Genomic DNA, 26,211 nt, shown 5'->3' on the forward strand with positions numbered 1-26,211 from the left:
CCTTGAAACCCAGACTCGCCGCACTGCTCGCGGCGGCCGCCCTCGCCCTGCTGCCCACCACCGCGTCGGCGGACGTCGCCTACCCCGACCCGCTGCCGCTCACCGGCCGGCAGATCATCCACGACCCCACCGTCCACCGGCTGAAGAACGGCCAGTACGTCGCCTACTCCACCGGCGGCGTCATCGGCGCCCGCCTGTCCAGCGACCTGCGCGACTGGACCGACGCGGGCAACGCGTTCACCACGCCGCCGAGCTGGTGGTACGACTACAACTCCACGGCCGACCCCTGGGCCCCCGACCTCACCTACCGCGACGGCCGCTACTGGCTGTACTACGCCGTCTCCTCCTGGGGCAGCAACCACTCCGCGATCGGCGTCGCCACGTCCCCCTCCGGCCTGCCCGGCACCTGGACCGACCACGGCAAGGCCTTCAGCTCGGACACGGCCGACACCTGGAACGCCATCGACCCGGCGGTCGTCCGCGCCGGCGGCAGGCTGTGGATGGCCTTCGGCTCCTACTGGACCGGCATCCGCATGGTCGAACTCGACCCGAGGACCGGCAAGGCGATCCCCGGCGCCGAGGTCCACCACCTGGCGACCCGCCCCGACGCCCCGTACGCGGTCGAGGGCGCGTCGATCGTCCACCACGGCCGCTACTACTACCTGTTCGCCTCGTACGACGCCTGCTGCCAGGGCGTGAACTCCACCTACAAGATCCGCGTGGGCCGCTCGACCTCCGTGACCGGCCCGTACACCGACAGCACGGGCAAGCCGATGCTGGAGGGCGGCGGAGACCTGGTCCTGGCGAGCCACGGCCGCTACATCGGCCCCGGCGGCGAGTCCACGTTCCGCACCCACGGCACGACCTGGCTGGCCTACCACTACTACGACGCGGACGACAACGGCACGCCGAAGCTGGGCCTGAACCGACTCGGCTGGCGTTCCGACTGGCCCGTTCCGAAGTGACTCGAGAGGAACCCATGAGCAAGAGCACCGCCCGCTTCACCCTCGACCCCGCTTTCACCATCGGCGAGGTCAACCCCCGCCTCTTCGGCTCCTTCGTCGAACACCTCGGCCGCTGCGTCTACACCGGCATCCACGAACCCGGCCACCCCGCGGCCGACGAAGCCGGACTGCGGACCGACGTCCTGGAGCTGGTCCGGGAACTCGGCGTCACCGCCATCCGCTACCCCGGCGGCAACTTCGTCTCCGGATACAAGTGGGAGGACTCGGTCGGCCCCGTCGAGGACCGCCCCCGCCGCCTCGACCTCGCCTGGCACTCCACCGAGACCAACCGGTTCGGCCTGTCCGAATACATCGCGTTCCTGAAGAAGCTCGGCCCCGAGGCCGAGCCCATGATGGCCGTGAACCTCGGCACCCGCGGCGTCGCCGAAGCCCTCGAACTCCAGGAGTACGCCAACCACCCCTCCGGCACCGCCCTGTCCGAGCTGCGCGGAGCCCACGGCGACAAGGAACCCTTCGGGATCCGGCTGTGGTGCCTCGGCAACGAGATGGACGGCCCCTGGCAGACCGGGCACAAGACGGCCGCCGAGTACGGCCGGCTCGCCGCCGAGACCGCCCGGGCCATGCGCCAGGCCGACCCCGGCGTCGAACTGGTCGCCTGCGGCTCCTCCAGCCAGGCCATGCCCACCTTCGCCGAGTGGGAGGCCACCGTCCTGCAGGAGGCGTACGACCTCGTCGACTACATCTCCCTGCACGCCTACTACGAGCCCGTCGACGGCGACGTGGACTCCTTCCTCGCCTCGGCCGTCGACATGGAGTCCTTCATCGAGAACGTGGTCGCCACGGCCGACCACGTCGGCGCCCGGCTGAAGTCGAAGAAGAAGATCAACCTCTCCTTCGACGAGTGGAACGTCTGGTACCTCTCCAAGTGGGAGGAGCACGCCAGGACCTTCGAGCAGACGGACTGGCCGGAGGCGCCCCGGCTGCTGGAGGACAACTACAGCGTCACCGACGCCGTCGTCCTCGGCTCGCTGCTGATCGCGCTGCTGAGGCACGCCGACCGCGTCACCGTCGCCTGCCTCGCCCAGCTGGTCAACGTCATCGCCCCGATCATGACCGAACCGGGCGGCCCGGCCTGGCGGCAGACCACGTTCTTCCCGTTCGCGCAGGCCTCGAAGTACGGCCGGGGCGAGGTCCTCGACGTGCGCGTGGACTCGCCGACGTACGAGACGAAGAAGTACGGCGAGACCGACCTGCTGCACGCCACGGCCGTCCGCGCGGCCGACGGCATCGTCACCGTGTTCGCGGTCAACCGCAGCCGCACCGACGCCCTGCCGCTCGAAGTCGCCCTCAACGGGCTGGAGCTGACGGCCGTCACCGAGCACAGCGCGCTCGCGGACGCCGACCCCGACGCCCGCAACACCCTGGACGACCCCGAGCGGGTCGTCCCGCACCGGGTCGAGGGCGCCGCCGTGGCGGACGGCACCCTCACCGCCGTACTGGAACCGCTGTCCTGGAACGTGATCAGGCTCGCGTGATCACACCGGGGTGACCGGCAGCCCGCCCGTCGCCCGGCCGAGCAGCGTCAGCCGTACCGACCCGGGGCCCGACAGCGTGGTGAACTCCGACAGGACCGCCAGCGCGAGGGTGTTGGCGCCCCGGGTGCGCAGGATGCCGTTCGGCAGCACGAAGGTGTGCTGCGGGCCCACGTGGTTGATGTACTGGCCCAGGTTCCAGCCGTTGAGGAAGATCTGCGCCCGGTAGGCGCGGTACGGGTCGTCCTGAAGGGTCAGGCCGATCGAGGCGTCGATGTCCGCCGGGACCGACAGGCGGAAGGTGGTCCGGTACCAGGTCACGCCCTGGTACCGGGCCGCGCGCGGGAAGCTCGCCTTCTCCCAGTCGTGGTCCGGGAAGCCCGGCAGGTGCCAGCCCTCCCGCTCGCCGTACAGGCCGCCGTTGTTCATCGGGCCGCGCACCGGATCCGGGGCCGCCGCGCCCTGGATCCGCCAGTTCACCTGCGGCGAGCCGCCCTTGAAGGACGTGGCCGTCAGACCGCGCGCCGCCTTGTGCGTGTCCAGCGCCTTGCCGTCCTCGTCGTGCTGCATGCGCCGCACCAGCACCGACAGCACATGCCGGCCGGGCGAGCGCAGCGCGGCCCGGATCGGGAAGACCGCCGTGTCCGCCCACGTCCCCTTGCGGATCGTGGTGGTCCTGTCCGGCACCGGCATCCGGTGGGTGCCCAGCGGCTCGCCGTCCAGCCAGGCCATCAGCAGGCCCTGCGTGCCGGTGCTGTAGGCGAGCGAGACCTCCTGAAGACCGGTCGCGTCCGTGAAGGAGCCGCGGTACCAGACGTCTCCGTAGTGGAAGCCGTAGTCGTCGGCGAAGAGGACCGGCCGGCCGTCCGGGACCGGCGTGGTGCTGAACGTCGTCGTCCTGTCCGCGACCGTCCAGTGCGAGTCGTCGAAGTCCGGGCCGGCCTCCGGGTTCTCCGTGCGCATCCGCCAGCCGCCCAGCTCGGGCAGCCTCACCTCGGGCACGGCCGGGAGCAGGCCGGTGGTCATCAGGCTGCCGGACAGGGTGACCCGGGTGGGCAGGGTGCGGCCGTTCCACACCAGGGTGTCGGTCCCGCGCGGCCCCCACACCTCGATGCTCGTCGTCTCGGTGACGTCACCCGTCAAGTGCACCTCGCTGCCGCGCACTTCGGCGTGGCGCAGCAGCGCCGGGCCGTACACCAGCAGGGTCCCGGACGGGGTGTCGTACGGGAAGAGGCGTACGGCGGTGGCGTCGTCGGCGAAGAGCAGTAGCAGCGGGGTGTCGGTCTCGCCCTTCTGCACCAGGACACGGGTCAGCCCGCCCTGGCCGAGCGGCACGTTCACGTGCAGCGAGTCGTCGTCGAGGACCCACGCGGCCTCCGGGTCCAGCCGCATGACGTTCGGCCCGACCGGGCACTTCAGCACCAGCTCGGCCATGTCGCCGTTCCGCCCCGAGAACACGGCGATGGCCTGCCGTCCCGCCGTCACGCACATGACCGGCTCGGCGGTGGCGTACTTCAGCGTCCGCCCGCCCAGCTTCAGCCCGGTGGTCAGCAGCCGGGCGTCCTTCGCGGGAACGGTGATCCGCAGCCGGCCGGCGTCGGTGGGCAGATCGGTGGTGACCGCGCCCGCGCCGTCGTTGCGGGCGACGTAGACGTGCGCACCGGTGTCCGGGTTGGCCAGGTGGTAGACCTTCAGGCCCTCGGCGTGCACGTCCGCCGCCCGGTCCAGCTTGGCGAAGTCGGGCACCCGCTGCAGCAGATGGCCGAGCTGGTGCATCGGCGCGATCTTGTCGGTGACGTTGCGCGCCTCGTCGATGGCGGCGCCGTAGTCGTACGACGTGTAGACGACCGGCGCGGGCAGCCAGCCCCAGGAGGTCCCGCCGAAGGTCATGTAGACGTTGTGCAGGGTGAGCCCGTTGGCGAGGTTGGTGAGGTAGAAGCGCCGCTCGTAGGCCGCGTCCCGGGTGCGCCGCGCCTCGGCGTACCCCTTGCCGTCGAACCAGGCCCCGCCCCACGGGTCGAACCAGCCGCCGCCGAACTCGGGCACGAACCCGGGCGTGGACGGCGAGGCACTGGCCCCGCCCCTCGCCCCGCCCGGCCCGAACGTCCCCCAGTCCGGCGGGGTCTGCGACGGCGACGGATACCCGTCGAAGCCGTACAGCCAGCCGCCCTTCTCACCGCCGGTGTCGAAGGAACCGGGCGTCCAGTACCCGTTCCGGCCCTTGTCGTTGTGGAACAGCGGGACGTCGATGCCGTCCGCCCGCACCTTCTTGTACAGGTGCGACATGTAGGCCCGGCCGGTGGCGTCGCCGGCGTGCGCGTCGTACTCGTTCTCGATCTGGTACAGCAGGACCGTGCCGGTGCCCTGGGTGAACTGGTGCCGGCGGGCGATCCGGTTCACCTGGGTCAGCCACTCGTCGACGTGTGCCAGATAGGCGGGGTCGTCGGTGCGGGCCGTGCCCTTCGTCGCCGTCAGCCAGCCGGGGAAGCCGCCGCCGTCCACCTCGGCGTTGATGTACGGGCCGGGCCGCAGGATGACGTACAGACCGGTCTCGGCCGCCGTCCGCAGGAACAGGTCCAGGTCGCGGACGCCGGTGAAGTCGTACGTCCCCGGCGCGGGGGAGTGGTAGTTCCAGGCCACGTAGATGCTCACCGCGTTGAACCCGTGCGCCCGCATCTTCTGCAGCACGTCCCGCCACAGGGAGGGGCTCGGCAGCCGGAAGGGGTGCATCTCGCCGGACCACACGACCAGCCGTCTGCCGTCCACCAGCAGCGAGTAGCGGTCGTAGCCGATGGTGTGCGGCCGGCCGTCGGCGCTCGGCGGGGCGGGCGCCGGGCCGGTGGGCACGCTGCGCGCCGCGTACGCCGAGGGCGCCCCGGGGCCGCCGCTGCCGCCCAGGGCGAGCCCGAGCGCGGCCGAGCCGGTCAGGGCACTGAAAGTACGTCTGCTGAAGCCCAAGGTGGATCCTCCCGGGCGATCTTACGGGGGGCGGGTGCGGCCATTCTCCACGCGGGGACGCCCCACAATGGACTCATGAGGATCTCGGCTCGGGCGGACTACGCGGTACGGGCGGTACTGGAGCTGGCCGTACGGCAGGGTAACGGCCCGGTGAAGGCGGAGGAAATCGCCGCCGCCCAGGGCATCCCGCACAAGTTCCTGGAGGGGATCCTCGGCGACCTCAGGCGGGCCGGGATCGTCGGCAGCCGGCGCGGCGGGGGCGGCGGCTACCGGCTCGCGCGGGACGCCGGCGAGGTCACGGTCGCCGATGTGATCCGCGCGGTGGACGGCCCGATCGTCTCGGTGCGCGGCGAACGCCCGACCGGCCTCGCCTACACCGGCACGGCCCGCCCGCTGCTCCCGCTGTGGATCGCGCTGCGCGCCAACGTCCGCCGGATCCTGGAGGGCGTCACGCTCGCCGACCTCGCGGCGGACGTGCTGCCGGAGCCCGTCCGGGCGCTCGCGGCGGAACCGGCGGCCTGGGAGAACCCGTAGGCGACCGGCGCGCGTGCCGGGGCTCACGGGCGGTGTGAACGGCCCGTTGTGAATGGCCGGAGTCGACCCTCCCGGTGGTGAGCGGGGGTTCCTACGATGCGGAACGCTTCACCGCTTCACAGGTCCCACACAGGCCCCCCACATCCGACCTCGGGAGAAAACATGGCTGGTGGACTGCTCCTGGGCGGCGCCGTCGCGGCGCTGCTCACCACCGCGCTACCCGCTCACGCGCCCTCCTCGGGCGTGTTCGACAACCCGCCCCCGGACAGAATCGTCATCGACGTGGCGACGGTGAACGGCTCCGGCTGCCCCGCGGGCACCGCGGCGGTCGCCGTCTCGCCGGACAACACCGCCTTCACGGTGACCTACAGCTCCTACCTCGCCCAGGCCGGCGGCGGCTCCGACCCGACGGCCTTCCGCAAGAACTGCCAGCTCAACCTGGTGGTCCACGTCCCCCAGGGCTTCACCTACGCGATCGCCGAGGCCGACTACCGCGGCTTCCTCTCGCTCCAGCCCGGCGCGAGCGCCACGCAGAAGGCCTCGTACTACTTCCAGGGCTCCTCGCAGACCGTCCCCAGAAGCCACCCCTTCTCCGGCGCCTACAACGACAACTGGGAGGCCACCGACACCACGGACTGGGCGCAACTGGTCTGGGCCCCCTGCGGGGTGCAGCGCAACTTCAACATCAACACCGAGCTGCGGGTCAGCGCGGGCACCACGTCCGCCGACAAGGTCAGCTTCATGACGATGGACTCGACGGACGGGGACATCAGCACGGTCTACCACCTGGCATGGAAGGACTGCCCGAGCACATAAGCGCGGCCGGCGTCCGACCGGGGACCGGCGTCGCAGCGGCGCCGGTCTCTCGGACCGACTCCTGCGGCGAGTAGGCGTCTAGGCCCCCGCCGCGTCGGGCCAGCTCTGCGCGTTGGGCCAGCCCGTCGCCGGTGCCGGGGTCAAGCCGGCCGCAGGCGCCGGCGCCGTCATGCCGCGTACCTGGGCCGCCGTGAGGCCGCCGCGGGCCGGGACGCCGGGCGGGGTGGGCGCCGCCACGGCCGCGGGCGCCATCGGCTGCGGGGCCGGAGCCGGCATCGGCTGCTGAGCCGCCGCGGGCACCGGCTGCGGCGCCGTCGGCAGGGGCGTGGGTACGGGCGTCGGCTGAGGCGGCGCGGGCGCGGGCGGTACGGCGGCCGGGAGCGGCATACCGGTGCCGGCCGCCGGGGCGGGAGCCGCCGGGGTGGGCGGCATGGACTGGGCCTGTGCGGCCAGGCCCCGTACGCCGGAGCCGTTGGTCTCGCTGACCAGGCGGTCCACCGCCGCCGTACCCGAGCTGTAGCTGGTCCCGGTGCCCAGCTCGGGTACGGCGGCTCCCCTCCTGGACCCGTAGAGCACCTGCTCCAGGCCGGACACCAGGCGACGCACGTCGACCTGGGGGCGCACCACGAGTCTCAGGAAGCGGCTGGAGGAACCGATCTTGTTGCCGCACTCGCGGACCAGGATCCGGTGCTCGGTGAGCATCCGGTCCCGGACCACCGTGCCCTCGGCGCCGACGGGCAGGCGGACGAACAGGAAGTTCCCCTGCGAGGGGTACACCGTCAGGCCGGGCAGTGCGGACAGGTGGCTGGCCATCTCCAGGCGGTCGCGGCGGATCTGCAGCAGGCTCTGCGCGTACTCGGCGCCGTGCTCCTTCAGCATGAACACCACGTGCTCGGCGAAGGAGTTGAGGTTCCACTTCGGGAGCATCGAGCGGATCCTGCCCGCCAGCGCCGGGTTGGCGACCAGGTAGCCGAAGCGGATGCCGTGCAGGCCGAAGTTCTTGCCGAGGCTGCGCAGGACGATGACGTTCGGGCGGAGCACGGCCTCCTGGACGACGCTCGGCTCGGCCTCCGCGTCGGCGAACTCCAGGAAGGACTCGTCCACCACCACCAGGTCCAGGTCGGCCATGGCGTCCAGGAACTGGACCACCTGCTGCTTGCGCAGATAGCCGCCGTCGGGGTTGTTGGGGTTGCAGATCACCGCCGCCCGGGTCCCGCGCTTGTGGATGAACGCGGCGTACTGCGCCAGGTCCAGGGCGAAGCCGCTCGCCTCCTGCAGCGGGAACATGTCGACCCGCTTGCCGGTCTCCATCGGCTGGTCGGTCCAGCGGCCGAAGGTGGGGACCGGTACCGCCAGCGACTCGCGGACCAGGAGGTGGTCGATCCAGGTGATGAGCTCCGTCGAGCCGTTGCCCATCGCCACGCAGCTCGGCGGCAGCTGCAGCAGGCTGCACAGTTCACTGGTGATGGTGTCGGCGCTGCTCGGGTAGTACGTGATGATCTCGCGGAGCCGGGCCGCCAGCTCCTCGTACATGGCCGGGGTGGGGAAGTACGGGTTGCACGGGATGCAGAAGTCGACCGGGCCGGTTCCGTCGCCGCCCTCGCGCGTCAGCGACGCCATCGAGGGGCTGTGCGCGGCGGTGCCGCGGAACAACGAGGTGACGTTGCCGGTCAAGGGGACCTCCGTTTCAGGGTGGCCCGTGCGGGGGAGCACGGGCCGCCCTTCAGTACGGAGACGGATGTGTCACCGTTCAACTGGGGTGACGTGAACGACGTTTCAGACGCCGAACCGGTGAATCGTGGTCGTGCGGTAGGTCTGGCCGGGCCTGAGCACCGTCGACGGGAACGACGGCTCGTTCGGCGAGTCCGGGAAGTGCTGGGTCTCCAGGGCCAGGCCGTCGCCCTGCCGGTAGGTGTGGCCGGACTGGCCGACGAGGGTGCCGTCGAGGAAGTTGCCCGAGTAGAACTGCACACCGGGCTGGTCGGTGTGGATCTTCAGGGTGCGGCCGGAGCCGGGGTCGCGCAGGGTCACCACGTGCTCGGGCTGCGCGGTCACGCCCTTGTCCAGCACGAAGTTGTGGTCGTAGCCCTTGGCGGTGACCAGCTGCGGGTGGCCGACGCGGATGTCCCGGCCGATCGGCTTGGCGTGCGTGAAGTCGAACGGGGTGCCCTTGACCTTAGCCAGCTCGCCGGTGGGGATCAGGCCCGTGTCGGTGGGGGTGTACCGGCTCGCGGCCAGCCAGAGTTCGTGGTCGTAGACGCCGCCGCTGCCCTCGCCCGCGAGGTTGTAGTACGTGTGGTTGGTGAGGTTGACGATCGTCGGCTTGTCGGTGGTCGCCTCGTAGTCGATCCGCCAGTCGCCGTGCCGGTCCAGTGTGAAGGTGACCTTGGTCTTCAGCGTGCCGGGGTAGCCCATCTCGCCGTCGACGCTCGTGTAGTACAGGTGCAGGCCGACGTCGGAGCCGGAGGCGAAGGGATCGATGTCCCAGATCCTGGTGTTGAAGCCCTTGGCGCCGCCGTGCAGGCTGTTGACCCCGTCGTTGACGGACAGCTGGTACTTCTTGCCGTCCAGGGTGAACTGGCCCTTGGCGATGCGGTTGCCGTAGCGGCCGATGGTGGCGCCGAAGTACGTCGTGCCCTTCACGTACGAGTCGAGGTCGTCGTAGCCGAGGGAGACGTTGGCGTACCGGCCGTGCCGGTCGGGGATCTCCAGGGACTGGACGATGCCGCCGTAGGAGAGGACCTTCAGCCGGGTGCCGCCGTTCTCCAGCGACCAGCGGTGGACCTTGGTGCCGTCGGCGAGCGTGCCGAACAGTTCCTTCACCGGCTTGCGGCCGCCCGGCGAGCCGGCGGCGGCCTGGGCGCTGCCCGGGCCGAGGGTGGTGGCGGCGATCCCGGCCGCCGCGGCGCCTGCGATGACCGTGCGTCTGTTCAGTTCCATGTGCGGCTCCCGAAAGAGGAGGGGCCCCGCCCGAAGAGGCGGGGCCCGAGCTGACTTACGAACCGGACTTGCGCTTGTTCCACACGTCGAACCCGACCGCCGCCAACAGGGCCAGGCCCTTGATGACCTGCTGCCAGTCGGTGCCGACGCTGAGGAGGTTCATGCCGTTGTTCAGCACGCCGAGGACGAGACCGCCGATGATGGCGCCGAGGACGGTACCGACTCCGCCGCTCATGGAGGCGCCGCCGATGAACGAGGAGGCGATCGCCTCCAGTTCGAAGCCGTCGCCCGCCTTCGGCGAGGCCGCGTTCAGACGGGCGGCGACCACCAGACCCGCCAGGGCCGCGAGCACGCCCATGTTCAGGAACACCTGGAAGGTGATGCGCTTGTCCTTGACGCCGGACAGCTTGGCCGCCGGCAGGTTGCCGCCGATGGCGTAGATGTGCCGGCCGAAGACCGAGTTGCGCATCACGTAGCCGTAGCCGCCCACCAGCGCGCCGAGGATGATCAGCACGATCGGCGCGCCGTCGTAGCTGGCGAGCAGCATCGTGAGGGCGACGATCGCCGCGACCAGCGCGACGAGCTTCAGCAGGAAGAGGTTCCTCGGCACCACGTCGAGGGCGAACTCCTGCTGGCGGCGCCGGTCGCGGGCCTCCTGCCACACGACGGTGGCGATCAGGACGATGCCGAGGAGCAGGGTGAGGTTGTGGTAGTTGGTGTTCGGGCCGACCTCGGGCAGGAAGCCGTTGCCGATCTTCTGCAGGCCGTTCGGGAACGGGCCGAGGGTCTGGCCCTTGAGGAAGATCTCGGTCAGGCCGCGGAAGAGCAGCATCCCGGCGAGGGTGACGATGAACGACGGTATGCCCAAGTAGGCGATCAGGAAGCCCTGCACGGACCCCGCCACCGCGCCCACCAGCAGGCACAGCACCAGGGCGACGGGCCAGGCCACATGGTGCTGCACGGTCAGCACGGCCGCGAAGGCGCCGACGAACGCCGTGATCGAGCCGACCGACAGGTCGATGTGCCCGGCGATGATCACCAGCATCATGCCGATCGCGAGGATCAGGATGTAGCTGTTCTGCAGCACCAGGTTGGAGACGTTGCGCGGCAGCAGCAGGTCGCCGCCGGTCCAGATCTGGAAGAGGACGACGATCAGGCCGAGCGCGATCAGCATGCCGTACTGGCGCATGTTGCGGCGCAGGCCGCCCAGTATCAGCTGCAGCAGACCCTCGCCGGCGCCCGGGCCGGACCTGCCCGGCGGCGCGGCGGCCGGGCTCTTGTCGGTGACGTCCGTGCTCATCGCGTTACCTCTTTGTCCTTCGTCATCTGGCGCATCAGCACTTCCTGCGTGGCCTCGGCCCGCGGCACCTCACCGGTCAGCCGCCCGGCGGCCATCGTGTAGATGCGGTCGCACATGCCGAGCAGTTCGGGCAGTTCGGAGGAGATGAAGACGACCGCCTTGCCCTGGGCGGCGAGCTGGTCGATGACCGTGTAGATCTCGTACTTGGCGCCCACGTCGATGCCGCGGGTCGGCTCGTCCAGGATCAGCACATCGGGACCGGCGAAGATCCACTTGCTGAGGACGACCTTCTGCTGGTTGCCGCCGGACAGCTTGCCCACCGGCTCGAACACCGTCGGCGCCTTGATGTTCATCGACGTGCGGAAGCCCTCGGAGACCTGCCGCTCGGCCTGCTCGTCCACCACGCCCCGCCTGGCGACCTTCCTCAGGGCGGTCAGCGAGATGTTCCGGTTGATGGTGTCGATGAGGTTCAGGCCGTAGTGCTTGCGGTCCTCGGTGACGTACGCGATGCCGTGCTCCACCGCCTCCGCGACGGTCTTGGTGCGGATCTCGGCGCCGTCCTTGAGGACCGTGCCGCCCGCGTAGCGGCCGTAGGTGCGGCCGAAGACGCTCATCGCGAGTTCGGTGCGGCCGGCGCCCATCAGGCCCGCGATGCCGACGATCTCGCCGCGCCGGACGTGGAGCGAGACATCGTCCACGACCCTGCGCTGCTGGTCGATCGGGTGCAGCACGGTCCAGTTGCGGATCTCCAGCGCGGGCGCCGCGCCCTCCTCCGGCCGGTGCGGGGTGCGCTCGGGGAACCGGTGGTCCAGGTCGCGGCCCACCATGCCGCTGATGATCCGGTCCTCGGTCGTCTCCGGCGCCTTCACGTCGAGGGTCTCGATCGACCGCCCGTCGCGGATGATCGTCACCGAGTCGGCGACCTTGCGGATCTCGTTCAGCTTGTGGGAGATGATGATCGAGGTGATGCCCTGGTTCTTCAGCTCCAGGATGAGGTCGAGGAGTTTGCCGCTGTCCTCGTCGTTCAGGGCCGCCGTCGGCTCGTCGAGGATGAGCAGCTTCACCTCCTTCGACAGCGCCTTGGCGATCTCCACGAGCTGCTGCTTGCCCACGCCGATGTCGGCGACGCGGGTCTCCGGGTGCTCGTCGAGGCCGACGCGGCGCAGCAGTTCGGTGGCGTGGCGCAGGGTCTCGCGCCAGTTGATGAGCCCGCGCGTGGCGTGTTCGTTGCCGAGGAAGATGTTCTCCGCGATGGAGAGGTACGGCACCAGCGCCAGCTCCTGGTGGATGATGACGATGCCGCGCTGCTCGCTCGCCCGGATGTCCTTGAAGCGGCAGACCTCCGACTCGAAGAGGATCTCGCCCTCGTAGGTACCGTGCGGATGGACGCCGGAGAGCACCTTCATCAGGGTCGACTTGCCGGCGCCGTTCTCCCCGCAGATGGCGTGGACCTCGCCCTGCCGGACGGTCAGGGTGACGTCCGACAGCGCCTTGACACCGGGAAAGGTCTTGACGATCGAGCGCATTTCCAGGACGGGTCCCGCCATGGTCGTGCCTTCCAATCCGTAGGGGGCGGGACTTACTTGAGCTCGGACTCGGTGTAGTAGCCGCCGTCGACCAGGACCTGCTGGTAGTTGGACTTGTCGACGCTGACCGGCTGCAGCAGGTAGGCGGGCACGACCTTGCTGCCGTTGTTGTACGTCTTGGTGTCGTTGACCTGCGGCTTCTCGCCCTTCAGGGCGTCGTCGACCATGGTCGAGGCGACCTTGGCGAGCTGCCGGGTGTCCTTGTAGACGGTCTGCGTCTGCTGCCCGGCGATGATCGACTTCACCGAGGCCAGCTCGGCGTCCTGGCCGGTGATGACCGGCAGCGGCTTGCTGCCCGAGCCGTAGCCGTCGGACTTCAGCGCGGACAGGATGCCGATGGAGATGCCGTCGTACGGCGAGAGCACCGCGTCGACCCGGCCGCTCTTGTAGGAGGAGGTGAGCAGGTCCTCCATGCGCTTCTGGGCGGTGGTGCCGTCCCAGCGCAGGGTGGTGACCTGGTTGAGCTTGGTCTGCCCGGACTTGACCACCAGCTGCTTCTTGTCGATGTACGGCTGGAGCACGCTCATCGCGCCGCTGAAGAAGTACTTGGTGTTGTTGTCGTCGTTGGAGCCCGCGAACAGCTCGATGTTGAACGGGCCCTTCTTGCCGGCGTCCAGGCCGAGCTTGTGCACGATGTAGGTGCCCTGCAGAACGCCGACCTTCTCGTTGTCGAAGGAGGCGTAGTAGTCGACGTTCGGGGTGCCGAGGATCAGCCGGTCGTAGGCGATCACCGGGATGTGCGCGGAGTGGGCCTCCTGGAGCACGTTGTTCAGCGACTTGTTGTCGATCGCCGCGACGATCAGGCCCTTCACGCCCTGCGTGATCAGGTTCTCGATCTGCGAGACCTGGGTGCTGGGGTCGTCCTCGCCGTAGACCAGCTTGGTCTTGTAGCCCTTGGCCTTGAGGTTCTTGACGACGTTGTTGCCGTCGGCGATCCAGCGCTCGGAGGACTTGGTCGGCATGGCGATGCCGATGGTGGCCCCCTTGACGTCACCCGTCTTCTCCTTGCTGCCGCCCGAGCCGCTCTGGCCGCAGGCGGTCAGGGTCAGGGCGAGCGAGGCGGCTCCGGCTATGGCGGTGAGTGCGGCTCTGCGGTTGCGCATGGTGTGTCCGTCCTTGGTCGTCTCGTCGTTGAGGGGTCACGCGTTGCTGGGGAAGCGGTTCAGCGGGCCGGGGAGGCGGGAGCCGAGCGGTGCCATGTCGCCGTCCGCGCCGTGCCGGGCGAGCAGGTCGAGGGCGAGCCGGCCGCGCCGCACCCGCTCCCGGGCGGTGTCCAGGGTCACGTCGCGCAGGTGGGTGCCCCACGGGTAGATGCCGGGCGCCTTGGACAGGCCGAACTTCAGGTAGAGCGGTGCGCCGCGCCGGATCAGCTCGGCGACCTCGTACATCCGCACATAGCCGCCGAGGTCGTCGGGTGCCTCGATGTACATGTCCATCGGGGCGCGGGACACCCGCCGGATCTCGGTGAGGTGGTCCAGCGTCAGATCGCTGGGCACGTTGACGGAGTCGGCGCCGAGCCGCTCGAAGACGGCGTACGAGGCCGGGTTGACGGGGCCGATGAGCGCCGAGACCTTCAGCGTGGTGTCGGCCGGGATGATGCCGTTCTCGCGCGCCCGGTGCAGCGTCCACAGCACGCCCTCGTCGGCGACCAGCAGGCACTTGACGCCCAGTTCGGTGGCCCGTACGGCGTCCTCGACGCAGCCGGCGACGGCGTCGTGGCCCCGTGCGCGCAGTCCGGCCCCCCGCGAGTCGGAGCGCACCGAGCCGCCGATGTCCCAGGTGCCGCGCGGGCCGGTGAACAGGCAGAGTTCGATGTCGCGCGCGGCGGTGGCCTCGACCATCTCGGTGATCTCGGCGTCGGTGAGCATCCACACCCCGCTGCCCTGGCTGATCCGGTGGATCGGCACGTCGAGGCGCGAGGACTCCTTCAGGACGACCGCCAGCGCTTCGGGACCCTCGCACGAGGGGATCTCGGTGCGCCAGCGGCCACCGCCGGGAAAGCTGTGGGCGGAGGCGTCGGCGGGGTCGAGGGCGGGCGCGCCCAGGCCGAGAGAGGTGAGCGCCTGCTCACCGGGTCGGCGGGCCGCCGGGGCGGAAGCGTCGGTCGTCACAAGCTGTCCTTCGTGGTGTTCGGTATGTCGGACGAGGTTCGCGGCTCTGGGTGTGAAAAAAGGCGCTGCCGCCTTGGTGGTACGCCGGTCAGGGCGCCGTCAGGTCACGCCCTGCCCGGCGTACGTCTCTAGGGGCGGAGCAGCACCTTGCCCACCTTCGGATCGCCGGCCCCGGCCAACTCGATGGCCTCCGGGAACTCGGTCAGCGGCAGCTCGTGCGTGACCAGCGGCAGCGGGTCGAGCAGTCCGGCGCCGAAGACCCGCACGGCGTGCGCCCAGGCGTCCGGCGGCGCCCCGAAGACGGTGTGCACCTCCAGCTGCCGTACGACGAGGTCCGTCGGGTCGAGCCCGTCCGCGCCCGGCGCCGGGATCCCGGTCAGGACCAGGCGCCCGCCGCGCCGGAGCAGCGAGGCGGCGGTGCGCGCGGCCGACGCGGACCCGGCGGTCTCGATCACGACGTCGAAGTCGTCGGGGAGCTGCTGGTCCTTGAGCCGGAAGTCGCCCGCCCCGAACTGCCGGGACAGCGCCTCCCGGGCGTTCGACGTTCCCACGACGAGCAGCTGAGCCGGGGAGACCGCCCGCAGGAACTGCACGGCGAACATCCCGAGCGTGCCGGTGCCGACCACCGCGACCCGTTCGCCCGGCCGGGCGTTCGCCTTCAGGGCCGCCGCGGCGACGCAGGCGGCCGGCTCCAGCAGGGCGGCGGCGGTGAGGTCGGCGTCGTCCGGCAGGACGTGCAGCAGCCGGGCCGGCAGGGTGAGCGTGGCGGCCATGGCGCCGGGCTGGGTGAACCCGGTCTCCTCGTACCCGGCCGTGCACAGCGTGGTCTCGCCCGCGTGGCAGCGGTCGCACACCTGGCAGTTGCGGAAGCCCTCACCGACCACCCTGCGGCCGACGAGTCCCTCCGGCACCCCGGGGCCCACCCGCGACACCGTCCCCGACCACTCGTGGCCGGGGGTCAGCGGGTAACGGACGTACCCCTCGGGCCGGTTGCCCTGGTACACCTCGCGGTCGCTGCCGCAGATGCCGACCGCGTGCACGGCCACCAGGGCCTCGCCCGGCCCGGGCTCGCGCGGCGTGTGCGGCTCGACCCGGTGCTCGCCGGGCGCCCGGACGACGACCTGCGAGCTCACTGGCCGTCCTTCGGGTTGCGCTTCTCCCAGCCCTCGGCCCACAGGTCGAAGTGGGCCCGCTGCTGCGGGAACTCGGCCGCCGCGTCGACGTCCAGCTCGACCCCGAGGCCCGGCGCGTCGGAGAGGTGGAAGCAGCCGTCCTCCGGGTTCACCTGCGGCGCGCCCTTGACCACCTTCTTGATCTCCGCGTCCGCGAAGTCGTTGAAGTGCTCGAGGATCTTGAAGTTCGGCGAGGTGAAGCCGACCTGGAGGGAGGCGGCGGTGAGCACCGAGCCGCCCACGTTGTGCGGCGCGACCAGCATGTAGTGGGTCTCTGCGGTGGCGGCGAGCTTGCGGGTCTCCCAGATGCCGCCGAGGTGGCCGACGTCGGGCTGGACGATGTCCACCGCCTGGCTGTCGAACAGCTCGCGGAACTCGATCCGGTCGTGGATCCGCTCACCGGTGGCGACCGGGATGTCCACCTTGTCGGCCACCTTCCGCAGCGCCTTGAGGTTCTCCGGCGGCACCGGCTCCTCCAGCCAGGCCGGCCGATACGGAGCCATCTCCTTGGCCAGCCGGACGGCGGTGGCGGGGGAGAAGCGGCCGTGCATCTCCAGCATCAGCTCGGCGTCCGGGCCGATCGCGTCCCGCACGGCCTCGATCAGCGACACGGCGTACAGGGTCTCCTGGTGGTCCAGCTCGAAGTGTCCGGTGCCGAACGGGTCGATCTTCAGCGCCCTGTACCCGCGCTCCATGACCCCCTGGGCGGCCTTGTGGTATGCCTCCGGCGTTCGCTCGGTCGTGTACCACCCGTTGGCGTACGCCTTGACCTTGTCGGTCACCTTGCCGCCGAGCAGCTGCCACACCGGCACGCCGAGCGCCTTGCCCTTGATGTCCCAGCACGCCATCTCGACGACCGCGATGCCGGACATGACGATCTCGCCCGCGCGGCCGTAGTCGCCGTACTTCATCCGGCGCACCAGGTCTTCGACCGCGAACGGATCGGAGCCGAGAATGTGATTGGCCTCGGCCTCGCGCAGATAGCCGATCAGCGCGTCGGTGTGACCGAGCATCCGGGTCTCGCCGACTCCCGTGATCCCCTCGTCGGTGTGCACCTGGACGTAGGTCAGGTTGCGCCATGGCGTGCCGACCACGTGTGTGCTGATTCCGGTGATGCGCACGGCAGTTGCCCCTCGGTTGTTCGAGATTTCGTCACACGTTCGAAATGCTGGCGTGACAGTAAGGACGGTGCGGTAGGGGTGTCAATGGGTCGAACAGGTAACGGTTTCGGCAAGCCTTTCGAGAATTGTTTCGCTACTCCACCAAACCTTCACAATCGTGCCTAGGAACCGGACCGATCGGGAATCTAGTCTTCCGGCGTCATGGACTACTGCCACCCGTGCCAACGGCACCTGAACGGCGCCCTGGCATGCCCCGGGTGCGGAACTCCCGTACGCGCCGCCGCGGACGCGGCGGCCGCGCACGCGCGCGCGGGCACGGGTGGAACACCGGGCTACGGCGGCCAGGGTCCCGCCGAGGCCGCCTACGGCCCCCCTGGCGGCCGGCCGCCCGCCGAGGCCGGCTACGGCACTCCTCCGCAGGGGTACGGCCCGTACGACGCGCACGTCCCCGCGCAGCGCCACGGCTCCCCCCAGGAGTGGTACGCGCCCTCCACGCCCGCCGCGCCCTCCGGCCCTTCTGAGGCCCACGCCGGCTCCGGGCCCGCGAGCGGCCTCGGCCATGCGGCCGGACCCGACTCCGAGCCGTATGCCGAGGCGGACCCCGGGCCGGAAGCGGAGCCCGATCCCGCTGCCGATCCGGACACCCCCGAGCCCGGTGGCCGCGCCGCCCGGCGCCGGGCACGCGGCGCCGCCGCGGTGAGCCCCGCCGACGCCGACTCCAGCCGCCGCGACCGCAAGGCCGCCGCACACCGGCGCCGGCGCCGCCGTGCCGTGCTGATCACCGCGGGATTCGTGCTGGCCGCGGGCAGCCTGGGCCTTGCCGAACTCGGCACGGACGCGCCCTTCTCGCCTTTCTCCAGCGGACAGTCCGACGGCGCCGAGGGCGCCGCCGCCGACGGCGGCACGTCCTCCGCGTCCCCCGGCGCCACGGCCGACCCGGCCGCGGATGTCTCCGGCACGTCCCCGGGCGCGGGCGGCTCCGCCTCCCCGGACGCCTCGGCCTCCGCGTCCGCCTCCAAGTCCCCCAAGGACAAAGCCTCCAAGACGCCCGGCGCCAAGGACACCGGCTCGCCGCGGCAGACCGCCGGGACGGGCTCCGGCGCCACCTCCGCGGCCCCGGCGCCCCCCGCGACGTCCGCTCCGGCCGCCACTCCGTCCAGCGCCCCCACGGCGTCCCACCCGGCCCCGGCACCCGCGCCGAGCAAGACCTGCACCCGTTTCCTGTGGTGGTGCACCTGAGCCGCACCGGCTTCCGGGGAGCGGCCGGGCCCGGCCGCGCAGCGGTGCGCCACCCCTCGCCATCCGCCATCCGGGGCAGCGATGACACCCCTGGGCGCGCTGGGCGGTTGAGTCGAACGGGCACATCGCGCCGTACCGGTCTCGGGAACGTCCGCAGCGGGAACGGGCGTTGTGCGAGGGGGAGCAGCGAGCAGCGGCTCAGTTGAGGAGAGCGGATGACGCAGCAGATCACCGTCCACGGCACGGTCGCCGAGGGCTTCGAGGCGGTGCGCGAGGAGTTCGCCGCCTTCGTCGCCGCCGAACGCGACGACTACGAGGGCCAGTTGTGCGCGTACGTGCACGGTCGGCGGGTCGTCGACCTGTGGGCGGGCGGCGAGGCGGACTCGCTGTACGGCGTGTTCTCGTCCACCAAGGGGGCCGCGCATCTGGTGGTGGCCCTCCTGGTGCAGGACGGCACGCTGGAGCTCGACCGCAAAGTGACCTACTACTGGCCCGAGTTCGGCGCCGAGGGCAAGGGCGCGGTGACCCTGCGGGAGCTGGTGACGCACCGGGCGGGCCTGGTCGGGATCGACGCCGGGTTCTCCGCCGAGGAACTGGCCGACGACCGGGCGATGGCCGAACGGCTCGCCGACCAGAAGCCGTTCTGGCGCCCGGGGACGGCCTTCGGCTACCACGCGCTCGTGATCGGCGCGCTCACCGGCGAGGTGGTCCGCCGGGCCACGGGCCACACGCTCCAGGAGGTCTACGAGGAGCGGGTGCGCGCGCCGTACGGCATGGACTTCTTCCTGGGGCTGCCCGAGTCCCAGGAGCCCCGCTTCCGCCCGGTTCGGCCGATGGCCCCGACCCCCGAGCAGCAGGCCCTGCTGGACGCCCAGCCGACCGGCCCGCACTCGCTGGCCTCGATCGCCTTCAACGCGCACGCGCCGGAGCCGGTCACCCTGGAGGAGTACGCCAACTCCCGTCTCGTCCGCGCCAAGGGACCGGCGTCGGCGGGCGGCGTCGCCTCCGCGCGCGGGCTCGCGACGATGTACGCGGCGGCGATCAGCGAACTGGACGACCGCCCGCCGCTGCTCAAGCCCGACACGGTCGCCGAGGTGGGCCAGATCCACTCCGTCGGCTACGACCTGGTGGCCCGCGCCCACAAGTCGTACGGCCTAGGCTTCCAGGCCACCGCCGACGTGTGGCACCCGGTCCTGGGCGCCGGCGCCTTCGGCCACAGCGGCGCGGGCGGCTCCCAGGCCTTCGCGGACCCCCGCAGCGGCCTCGCCTACGGCTACACGCGCAGGCGGATGGCGTTTCCGGGGGGTGCGGCACCGGAGAACGAACGCTTCGTGCGCGTGCTGCACCGGGCGGCGCTGACTCCCTAGGGGCGCGGGGAACTGCGCGACCAGCCACGAGGCACCCGCACCCGAAAACGCACAGCACCCGGCAGACGCCCCCCGCCGAAAAGAAGACCGCACCCCACGTCCAAGGGTGCGGTCTCCGCAGTACGCAACGACGGCCGTCAGACCAGCGTCACGCTGATGTTCCCTCGCGTCGCCTTCGAGTAGGGGCACACCTGGTGCGCCTTCTCGACCAGTTCCCGGGCCTTCGCGGCGTCGACGTTCGGAATGCTCGCCGAGATCTCCACGATGATCCCGAACCCGTCGTCGTTCTTGCCGATCCCGACCTTCGCGGTGACGGTCGAGCCGGAGACGTCGGCCCCCTCCTGCCGGGCGACGACGCCCAGCGCGCCCTGGAAGCAGGCGGAGTATCCCGCGGCGAACAGCTGCTCCGGGTTGGTCCCGGCGCCGCTGCCGCCCATCTCCTTCGGCGGGTTGACGACGACGTCGAGTCGGCCGTCGTCCGTGGCGACCCGGCCGTCCCGGCCGTTCTCGGCGGTGGCGACGGCGGTGTACAGGACGTCGGACTGCGTGATGGGCATGCGGTTGTCCTCCTCCTCGGTCCGCCGCGACTCGCGCCCACGATCGACGGCGGATTTCGGAAAGAAGTTACCGCATACCGGAAACTCCAGGGAAGCTTCCCGGGCCTTGGAGCGTGCCTCAGAGCTTGACGATCATCTTCCCGGTGTTGTCGCCGCGCAGGACGCCGAGGAAGGCCTCCAGGTTGTTCTCGATGCCCTGGACGACCGTCTCGCGGTACTTCAGCCGCCCCGAGGCGACCCACGGTCCGACCTCCCGCACGAACTGCGGCTGCAGGTCGTAGTGGTCGCCGACCAGGAAGCCCTCGATGCGGCCCCGGGTCTGGATCAGGCGGGCGAGGTTCCTGGGGCCCGGCGCGGGCTCGGTGTTGTTGTAGACCGAGATCATGCCGCAGACGGCGATCCGGCCGCGCTCGCGCAGGGAGCCGACGGCCGCCTCCAGGTGGTCCCCGCCGACGTTGTCGAAGTACACGTCGATGCCGTCCGGCGCGGCCTGCCGCAGCTGCTCGCTCACCGGCCCGTTCTTGTAGTTGAACGCGGCGTCGAAGCCGTACTCCTCCCGCAGCAGCCGGACCTTCTCGTCGGACCCGGCCGAGCCGATGACCCGCGAGGCCCCCTTGAGCTTGGCGATCTGCCCGACCTGGCTGCCCACGGCGCCCGCGGCGCCGGACACGAAGACGATGTCCCCCTCCGTGAAGGAGGCGGTGCGCAGCAGGCCCGCGTAGGCCGTCAGGCCGGTCATGCCGAGGACGCCGAGGTACGTCGACAGGGGGGCGGCCTCCGGGTCGACCTTCACGGCGTGCTTGCCGTCCATGACCGCGTACTCCCGCCAGCCGAAGAAGTGCAGGACGTGGTCGCCGGGCGTGATGCCCTCGGCGTCGGAGGCGATCACCTCGCCGACCGCGCCGCCCTGCATGGCCTTGCCCAGCTCGTACGGCGCGGCGTACGACTTCGCGGCACTCATTCGGCCCCGCATGTACGGGTCGACGGAGAGGTACTTGTTGCGCACCAGCACCTGGCCCTCACCCGGGGTCGGCACCGGGGTCTCGACGAGCGCGAAGTCCTCGGGCTTCGGCCAGCCCACGGGACGGCTGAGCAGATGCCACTCGCGGTTGATCATGAAGGGGCCTTTCTCACCTGGTGCAAATACTTCAGAACCTGAAACAACCATGCTCCTGAATATTTCACGATGTCAAGTAACCGGGTATCCTCGAGACCATGTCCACCCCATCGAAGACCCGCCGCCCCGACGCCCTCACCATGGAGGTCGTCGAACTGATCGGTGACGTCGTCGCCCGTTTCTACGCGGACTACGAGAAGGCGGCGGGCGAGCACGCGCTGACCGGACCCCAGGCCCGGCTGCTCAGCCTGCTCTCGCTGGAGCCGCTGCCCATGCGGAAGCTGGCGCAGAAGCTCAAGTGCGAGCCGTCCAACGTCACCGGGATCGTGGACCGCCTGGAGTCCCGGGGCCTGGTCGAGCGGCGCCCGGACCCCGCCGACCGCCGGGTGAAGCTGGCCGCCGCCACCGACGAGGGCGTCCGCCTCGCCACCGACCTGCGTGAGGGCCTGCGCTTCGCCCGCGAGCCGCTCGCCGGCCTGTCGGAGGAGGAGCGCCGCTCCCTGCGCGACCTGCTCCGCCGGATGCTGGACGCCTGAGCCCCGCCGGTAAAGTCTGCGGCATGCGTGATCTTGGGGTGGGATTCGGTCATCTTCTGAAGGGCCAGCGCTGGATGGCCCGGCACGGCCGCTCGTACGGCTTCGGGCTGCTGCCCGGCCTGATCACGCTGGTCCTCTACGCGGCGGCGCTGGTCGCGCTCGCCGTGTGGGGCGAGGACGCGGTCGGCTGGGTGACGCCGTTCGCGGACGACTGGTCCAGCCCCTGGCAGGGCCTGTTCCGCGGCTTTCTGACGGCCGTGCTCTTCACCCTCGGCCTGCTGCTCGCCGTGCTGACCTTCACCGCGGTCACCCTCCTGGTCGGCCAGCCCTTCTACGAGAACCTGTCGGAGAAGGTCGACGCCGATGTCTCGCCCGACGGCACCGCCCCGCGCTCGGAACTGCCGCTGTGGCGCGAGCTGTGGATATCGGCCCGGGACAGCGTGCGCGTCCTGGTGCGGGCCGCCCTGTGGGGCGTCCTGCTGTTCGCGCTCGGCTTCCTTCCCGTCGTCGGCCAGACGGTCGTCCCCGTGATCGGCTTCTTCGTCACCGGCTTCTTCCTCACCGAGGAACTCACCGCCGTCGCCCTCCAGCGCCGCGGCGTCGAACTGCGCGCCCGCCTCGCCCTGCTCCGCTCCCGCAGAACCCTGGTCTGGGGCTTCGGCACCCCCCTCGGCCTCGCCTTCCTGGTCCCGTTCGTCGCGGTGTTCCTGATGCCGGGCGCGGTCGCGGGCGCGACCCTGCTCGCCCGCGAACTGCTGGGGGAGGACGGCGAGGAGGCCGCCCCCGCCGACTCCGGCCCGGCCGCCCCCGCTCACCGGGCCGACTGAGAACCGGTGGCCGCCGTGCCGCCCGGCAGGTGATACTGCGCCGCATGCAGACAGCGAAGGCCGCGAACCTGGGCGTTCTCTTCCTCGTGGAGCTGGGCGTCCTGGCCGGCGCGGCCTACTGGGGACTGGCCCGGGACTCCTCGCTCGGCTGGGCGGCCGGCCTGGCGGCCCTCACCGTGATGACGGCCGCCTGGGCGCTCTTCGGTTCCCCGCGGGCCAGGTTCAAGGCGCGGGGCGCGGGCCGGGCCGGCTTCGAGGTGCTCTGGTTCGGAGCGGGGGTCGCGGCCCTGTACGCGGCCGGTGCCGTCGGGTGGGCGCTGGCCCTGGCCGTCGCCTGCGCGGTGAGCAAGAGCCTCGCCGCCGTCTGGGGTCAGTAGCCCCTCAGCCGGCCGGCTCCCCCAGCAGCCGCAGGAAGTCCCGGAACGCGCCCGGCATGTCCACCGACTCCGGGTCCAGGAGCCACTGGTACTGCAGGCCGTCCATCACGGCGATCAGGAGCGGGGCGGTCCGTTCGGGGGTGAGGCCGTTCGGGAGCCGGTCGCCGTACTCCGCGCGCAGCACCGCCGCCATGGACTGCCGCACGCGCGTGTACCGCTCGGTGAAGTACGACCGCGCCGGATGCCCCTCCGTCACGCTCTCGCCCAGCAGCGCCGAGAAGGTCTGGACGATCGCCGGCCGCATCGCGTTGTACTCCACCAGCGAGGCCAGCAGGTCCACCCGCCACTGGCTGTCGGGTACCGCGTCCCACCGGTCCCGCTCCTGGAGCACGGCCACCAGGAGGGCCTCCTTGGTGGGGAAGTGGTGCAGCAGGCCCTGCTGGGTGAGGCCCACGCGCTCGGCCACCGCCGCCAGGCTCGCCCCCCGGTAACCGCGCTCGGCGATCACCTCCAGGGCCGCCCCCACGATCTCCGCGCGCCGCTCCTCGCTCCTGACCCTCGCGTTCATGACGTCACGGTACGGCATCTAGATTACTCGAAAATAACGGCAAGGTAACGAAACCTACCATGTTACAGGCTGCCGGTGCACGATGGAGGCGCCCTGCACGGACGCACCCCATTCAGGAGGCACCGCGATGGCGGGATCCCAGCGCACACCGGCCGACACGGCCCGCGAGGCGGTCGTCGAGGCCGCTCTCGGCAAACTCGGCCTGGACGCCAAGACGCGGCTGCTGGCCGGGCAGGACATGTGGACGCTGCCGGCCCTGCCGGAGATCGGCCTGAAGTCCCTCGTCATGTCCGACGGCCCGATCGGCGTCCGGGGAGTGCGCTGGAGCGCCGACGACCCCTCCGTCGCGCTGCCCTCCCCGACCGCGCTGGCCGCGACCTGGGACCCCGCACTCGCCCGCCGCGCCGGCCTGCTGCTCGCCCAGGAGGCCCGCCGCAAGGGCGTCCACGTGCTGCTCGCCCCCACCGTCAACCTGCACCGCTCCCCGCTCGGCGGCCGGCACTTCGAGTGCTACAGCGAGGACCCGTACCTCACCGGCGTCATCGGCAGCGGCTATGTGACCGGCGTCCAGTCCGGCGGAGTCGGCACCACCGTCAAGCACTTCGTCGCCAACGACGCCGAGACCGACCGCCTCACCGTGAACAACCTGGTCCCCGCACGCGCCCTGCGCGAGCTGTACCTGGCCCCCTTCGAGGCCATCGTCGAAAACGCCCGCCCCTGGGGCGTCATGACCGCCTACAACTCGGTCAATGGCACGACGATGACCGAGCACCACCACCTGGTCCAGGAAGTCCTGCGCGGCGAGTGGGGCTTCGACGGCGTCAACGTCTCCGACTGGACGGCCGCCCGGGACACGGCCGGCGCGGTCAACGGCGGGCTGGACGTGGCCATGCCCGGCCCGCAGACCGTCTACGGCGAGGCCCTCGCGCAGGCCGTGCGGGACGGCAGGGTCGCCGAGGCCGCCGTCGACGCCGCCGTACGGCGGGTGCTCCTCCTCGCCGCCCGCGTCGGCATCCTTCAGAGCGCCGAACCCGTCGTCGCCGAGCCGCCCGAAGCCGTCGACGGCATCGAGCTCGCCCGCGAGATCGCCCGCCGCTCCTTCGTCCTCGTGCGCAACGAACGGGACGTGCTCCCGCTGAAGGGCGGCACCGTCGCGCTGATCGGCGCCGCCGCCCGCGACGCCCGCGTCCTCGGCGGCGGCTCCGCCACCGTCTTCCCGGCCCGGATCGTCTCGCCGCTCGACGGCCTCGCCGCCGCCCTCCCCGAGGGCGCCCTGAGCTACGCCGTCGGCGCCGACCCGGCCACCGAACTCGCCGCCGCCGACCAGGGATTCCGCCTCACCGCCCTGTGCCGCGACGCCGACGGCACCCTCATCGGCACCCGCTCGGCCCCGGGCGGCCTGATCCAGTGGATGGGTTCCGACCTCCCCGACGGCGTCACCCACGACACGCTGCACACCGTCGAGCTGACCGGCACCTTCATCCCGCGCACCACCGGACCGCACACCTTCGGCATCAAGGGCATGGGCGCCTTCACCCTCACCATCGACGGCACGACGTACTACGACGACGTCCAGCGCCCCGGCAAGGACGACCCCTTCGAGGCCTTCTTCGGCGCCCCCGTCCCCCGCGCCCAGGTCGAACTCACCGCCGGCGAACCGGTCGACGTCTCCCTCACCCACGTCGTCCAGCTCCCCGATGACATCCCGATGAAGGTCGTCACCTTCACCCTCGCCCACTGTGAGCCGCAGCGCGAACCCGACGAGCTGATCGCCGAGGCCGTCGAGGCGGCCCGGAACGCCGATACGGCCGTCGTCATGGTCGCCACCACCGACCGTGTCGAGTCCGAGGGCTTCGACCGCACGGACCTCAGGCTCCCCGGCCGCCAGGACGAACTGGTCCGCGCGGTCGCCGCCGCCAACCCGAACACCGTGGTCGTGGTCAACTCCGGCTCCCCGGTGGAACTGCCCTGGCGCGAGGACGTCGCCGCCGTGCTGCTCGGCTGGTTCCCCGGCCAGGAAGGCGGCGCCGCCCTCGCGGACGTCCTCACCGGCGCCCACGAACCCGGCGGCCGGCTCCCCACCACCTGGGGCTCCCTCACCGACGCCCCGGTCACCCAGGTCACCCCGACCGACGGCGAACTGCCGTACACCGAGGGCGTGTTCATCGGCTACCGGGCCTGGGAGCGGGCCGGCCGCACCCCGGCGTACCCCTTCGGGCACGGCCTCGGCTACACCGACTGGACCTACGAGTCCCTGGAGGTCTTCCCGGGCGCCGACGGCCCCGCCGCCCGCGTCCGCCTCCGCAACACCGGCGAGCGGCCCGGCCGCGAGGTCGTCCAGGTCTACCTCGCCCCGGCCGAGCCCGACCCCGGGCGCCCGTCCCGCTGGCTCGCCGGCTTCGCCTCCGCCGAGGCCGGTCCCGGCGAGAGCGCCGAGGTGACCGTCGCCCTGCCGCGCCGCGCCTTCGAGATCTGGGACGAGGCGTCGAACGCGTGGTCGTTTGTGAAGGGTTCGTACGAGATCGCCGCCGGACGCTCGATCGCGGACCGCAGGCTCACCGCGCCGATTAACGTCTGATCCGGGACAA

At 71.3% G+C, this 26,211-nt stretch carries 22 protein-coding genes; 10 read left to right on the forward strand and 12 right to left on the reverse strand.

Annotated elements, in window-relative coordinates; all coding sequences use genetic code 11:
- Positions 1-2 precede the first annotated feature (2 nt).
- Together AB0950_RS04920 and AB0950_RS04925 are read left to right on the forward strand one after the other, a co-directional pair.
- Positions 3-965, forward strand: coding sequence for an arabinan endo-1,5-alpha-L-arabinosidase (locus AB0950_RS04920; RefSeq protein WP_360570985.1), 963 nt, complete (start codon positions 3-5; stop codon positions 963-965).
- 14 nt (positions 966-979) lie between these two features.
- Positions 980-2,500: an alpha-N-arabinofuranosidase gene (locus AB0950_RS04925; RefSeq protein WP_360144048.1), complete on the forward strand. Its 1,521-nt coding sequence runs from the start codon at positions 980-982 to the stop codon at positions 2,498-2,500.
- Here the strand turns inward: AB0950_RS04925 and AB0950_RS04930 are convergent, their stop codons facing one another.
- Positions 2,501-5,455 carry a beta-galactosidase gene (locus AB0950_RS04930; RefSeq protein ID WP_366777814.1) on the reverse strand — a complete coding sequence of 985 codons (2,955 nt, stop codon included), beginning with the start codon at positions 5,453-5,455 and terminating at the stop codon, positions 2,501-2,503.
- A gap of 75 nt (positions 5,456-5,530) precedes the next feature.
- Here AB0950_RS04930 and AB0950_RS04935 point away from each other — a divergent pair, with 75 nt between their 5' ends.
- On the forward strand, positions 5,531-5,989 hold the full coding sequence (locus tag AB0950_RS04935) for an Rrf2 family transcriptional regulator (protein WP_360144042.1): 459 nt from the start codon (positions 5,531-5,533) through the stop codon (positions 5,987-5,989).
- Between the two features lie 162 nt (positions 5,990-6,151).
- Positions 6,152-6,805 carry a DUF4360 domain-containing protein gene (locus tag AB0950_RS04940; RefSeq protein ID WP_360144039.1) on the forward strand — a complete coding sequence of 218 codons (654 nt, stop codon included), beginning with the start codon at positions 6,152-6,154 and terminating at the stop codon, positions 6,803-6,805.
- A gap of 78 nt (positions 6,806-6,883) precedes the next feature.
- Here AB0950_RS04940 and AB0950_RS04945 read toward each other — a convergent pair whose 3' ends face one another.
- The 8 genes from AB0950_RS04945 to AB0950_RS04980 all read right to left on the reverse strand — a co-directional run bounded on the left by AB0950_RS04945 (position 6,884) and on the right by AB0950_RS04980 (position 17,035).
- Complete coding sequence (locus AB0950_RS04945) at positions 6,884-8,479, reverse strand: histidinol-phosphate transaminase (RefSeq protein ID WP_360144036.1); 1,596 nt, start codon at positions 8,477-8,479, stop codon at positions 6,884-6,886.
- A gap of 102 nt (positions 8,480-8,581) precedes the next feature.
- Positions 8,582-9,745 carry an aldose epimerase family protein gene (locus AB0950_RS04950; protein WP_366777815.1) on the reverse strand — a complete coding sequence of 388 codons (1,164 nt, stop codon included), beginning with the start codon at positions 9,743-9,745 and terminating at the stop codon, positions 8,582-8,584.
- Positions 9,746-9,800: 55 nt separating this feature from the next.
- On the reverse strand, positions 9,801-11,045 hold the full coding sequence (mmsB, locus tag AB0950_RS04955; RefSeq protein WP_360144030.1) for a multiple monosaccharide ABC transporter permease: 1,245 nt from the start codon (positions 11,043-11,045) through the stop codon (positions 9,801-9,803).
- Positions 11,042-12,592, reverse strand: a complete 1,551-nt coding sequence (mmsA, locus tag AB0950_RS04960; RefSeq protein WP_360144027.1) for a multiple monosaccharide ABC transporter ATP-binding protein — start codon at positions 12,590-12,592, stop codon at positions 11,042-11,044. Before mmsA ends, mmsB begins: the two co-directional genes overlap by 4 nt.
- A 32-nt stretch (positions 12,593-12,624) precedes the next feature.
- Positions 12,625-13,734 carry a multiple monosaccharide ABC transporter substrate-binding protein gene (chvE, locus tag AB0950_RS04965; protein ID WP_360570992.1) on the reverse strand — a complete coding sequence of 370 codons (1,110 nt, stop codon included), beginning with the start codon at positions 13,732-13,734 and terminating at the stop codon, positions 12,625-12,627.
- A gap of 36 nt (positions 13,735-13,770) precedes the next feature.
- A complete protein-coding gene (locus AB0950_RS04970; RefSeq protein WP_360144022.1) occupies positions 13,771-14,742 on the reverse strand; it encodes a hypothetical protein in 972 nt (323 codons plus the stop codon).
- Between the two features lie 128 nt (positions 14,743-14,870).
- Positions 14,871-15,875: an alcohol dehydrogenase catalytic domain-containing protein gene (locus tag AB0950_RS04975; protein WP_360144019.1), complete on the reverse strand. Its 1,005-nt coding sequence runs from the start codon at positions 15,873-15,875 to the stop codon at positions 14,871-14,873.
- On the reverse strand, positions 15,872-17,035 hold the full coding sequence (locus AB0950_RS04980; RefSeq protein WP_366777817.1) for a mandelate racemase/muconate lactonizing enzyme family protein: 1,164 nt from the start codon (positions 17,033-17,035) through the stop codon (positions 15,872-15,874). The genes AB0950_RS04975 and AB0950_RS04980 overlap by 4 nt, the downstream gene beginning before the upstream one ends.
- Before the next feature lie 201 nt (positions 17,036-17,236).
- On the opposite strand from AB0950_RS04980, the gene AB0950_RS04985 reads away from it, so the two are divergent.
- Positions 17,237-18,274, forward strand: coding sequence for a hypothetical protein (locus AB0950_RS04985; RefSeq protein WP_366777818.1), 1,038 nt, complete (start codon positions 17,237-17,239; stop codon positions 18,272-18,274).
- 215 nt (positions 18,275-18,489) lie between these two features.
- Positions 18,490-19,641 (forward strand): serine hydrolase domain-containing protein, encoded by a 1,152-nt coding sequence (locus AB0950_RS04990; RefSeq protein WP_366777819.1) that lies wholly within the window; start codon positions 18,490-18,492, stop codon positions 19,639-19,641.
- A 137-nt stretch (positions 19,642-19,778) separates the two neighbouring features.
- Here AB0950_RS04990 and AB0950_RS04995 read toward each other — a convergent pair whose 3' ends face one another.
- On the reverse strand, positions 19,779-20,198 hold the full coding sequence (locus tag AB0950_RS04995; protein ID WP_360144007.1) for an organic hydroperoxide resistance protein: 420 nt from the start codon (positions 20,196-20,198) through the stop codon (positions 19,779-19,781).
- 118 nt (positions 20,199-20,316) lie between these two features.
- A complete protein-coding gene (locus AB0950_RS05000) occupies positions 20,317-21,315 on the reverse strand; it encodes an NADP-dependent oxidoreductase (RefSeq protein WP_360144004.1) in 999 nt (332 codons plus the stop codon).
- A gap of 98 nt (positions 21,316-21,413) precedes the next feature.
- On the opposite strand from AB0950_RS05000, the gene AB0950_RS05005 reads away from it, so the two are divergent.
- Genes AB0950_RS05005 through AB0950_RS05015 form a run of 3 tightly spaced genes read left to right on the forward strand, consistent with a single transcriptional unit; the run spans position 21,414 to position 23,055 of the window.
- Positions 21,414-21,851: a MarR family transcriptional regulator gene (locus AB0950_RS05005; RefSeq protein WP_360144001.1), complete on the forward strand. Its 438-nt coding sequence runs from the start codon at positions 21,414-21,416 to the stop codon at positions 21,849-21,851.
- A 23-nt stretch (positions 21,852-21,874) separates the two neighbouring features.
- Positions 21,875-22,678 (forward strand): EI24 domain-containing protein, encoded by an 804-nt coding sequence (locus AB0950_RS05010; protein WP_366777820.1) that lies wholly within the window; start codon positions 21,875-21,877, stop codon positions 22,676-22,678.
- 44 nt (positions 22,679-22,722) lie between these two features.
- Complete coding sequence (locus tag AB0950_RS05015; RefSeq protein ID WP_360571000.1) at positions 22,723-23,055, forward strand: YrdB family protein; 333 nt, start codon at positions 22,723-22,725, stop codon at positions 23,053-23,055.
- 4 nt (positions 23,056-23,059) lie between these two features.
- Here the strand turns inward: AB0950_RS05015 and AB0950_RS05020 are convergent, their stop codons facing one another.
- Positions 23,060-23,641: a TetR/AcrR family transcriptional regulator gene (locus tag AB0950_RS05020; protein ID WP_360571002.1), complete on the reverse strand. Its 582-nt coding sequence runs from the start codon at positions 23,639-23,641 to the stop codon at positions 23,060-23,062.
- A 109-nt stretch (positions 23,642-23,750) separates the two neighbouring features.
- On the opposite strand from AB0950_RS05020, the gene AB0950_RS05025 reads away from it, so the two are divergent.
- Positions 23,751-26,201, forward strand: a complete 2,451-nt coding sequence (locus AB0950_RS05025) for a glycoside hydrolase family 3 C-terminal domain-containing protein (RefSeq protein ID WP_366777821.1) — start codon at positions 23,751-23,753, stop codon at positions 26,199-26,201.
- The last annotated feature ends 10 nt before the right edge of the window (positions 26,202-26,211 follow it).

This window comes from Streptomyces sp. NPDC007189 (assembly GCF_040703635.1).
Taxonomy (GTDB): Bacteria; Actinomycetota; Actinomycetes; order Streptomycetales; family Streptomycetaceae; genus Streptomyces.

Bases quoted from the DNA above. Each gene is read 5' to 3' on its own strand.
- AB0950_RS04935 (WP_360144042.1), top strand. From the start codon at position 5,531: ATGAGGATCTCGGCTCGGGCGGACTACGCGGTACGGGCGGTACTGGAG.
- AB0950_RS04925 (WP_360144048.1), top strand. From the start codon at position 980: ATGAGCAAGAGCACCGCCCGCTTCACCCTCGACCCCGCTTTCACCATC.
- AB0950_RS04995 (WP_360144007.1), bottom strand. From the start codon at position 20,198: ATGCCCATCACGCAGTCCGACGTCCTGTACACCGCCGTCGCCACCGCC.
- AB0950_RS04940 (WP_360144039.1), top strand. From the start codon at position 6,152: ATGGCTGGTGGACTGCTCCTGGGCGGCGCCGTCGCGGCGCTGCTCACC.
- AB0950_RS04990 (WP_366777819.1), top strand. From the start codon at position 18,490: ATGACGCAGCAGATCACCGTCCACGGCACGGTCGCCGAGGGCTTCGAG.
- AB0950_RS05025 (WP_366777821.1), top strand. From the start codon at position 23,751: ATGGCGGGATCCCAGCGCACACCGGCCGACACGGCCCGCGAGGCGGTC.
- AB0950_RS05005 (WP_360144001.1), top strand. From the start codon at position 21,414: ATGTCCACCCCATCGAAGACCCGCCGCCCCGACGCCCTCACCATGGAG.
- AB0950_RS04950 (WP_366777815.1), bottom strand. From the start codon at position 9,745: ATGGAACTGAACAGACGCACGGTCATCGCAGGCGCCGCGGCGGCCGGG.
- mmsA (WP_360144027.1), bottom strand. From the start codon at position 12,592: ATGGCGGGACCCGTCCTGGAAATGCGCTCGATCGTCAAGACCTTTCCC.
- AB0950_RS05000 (WP_360144004.1), bottom strand. From the start codon at position 21,315: ATGATCAACCGCGAGTGGCATCTGCTCAGCCGTCCCGTGGGCTGGCCG.
- AB0950_RS04985 (WP_366777818.1), top strand. From the start codon at position 17,237: ATGGACTACTGCCACCCGTGCCAACGGCACCTGAACGGCGCCCTGGCA.
- AB0950_RS05010 (WP_366777820.1), top strand. From the start codon at position 21,875: ATGCGTGATCTTGGGGTGGGATTCGGTCATCTTCTGAAGGGCCAGCGC.
- AB0950_RS05015 (WP_360571000.1), top strand. From the start codon at position 22,723: ATGCAGACAGCGAAGGCCGCGAACCTGGGCGTTCTCTTCCTCGTGGAG.
- chvE (WP_360570992.1), bottom strand. From the start codon at position 13,734: ATGCGCAACCGCAGAGCCGCACTCACCGCCATAGCCGGAGCCGCCTCG.
- mmsB (WP_360144030.1), bottom strand. From the start codon at position 11,045: ATGAGCACGGACGTCACCGACAAGAGCCCGGCCGCCGCGCCGCCGGGC.
- AB0950_RS05020 (WP_360571002.1), bottom strand. From the start codon at position 23,641: ATGCCGTACCGTGACGTCATGAACGCGAGGGTCAGGAGCGAGGAGCGG.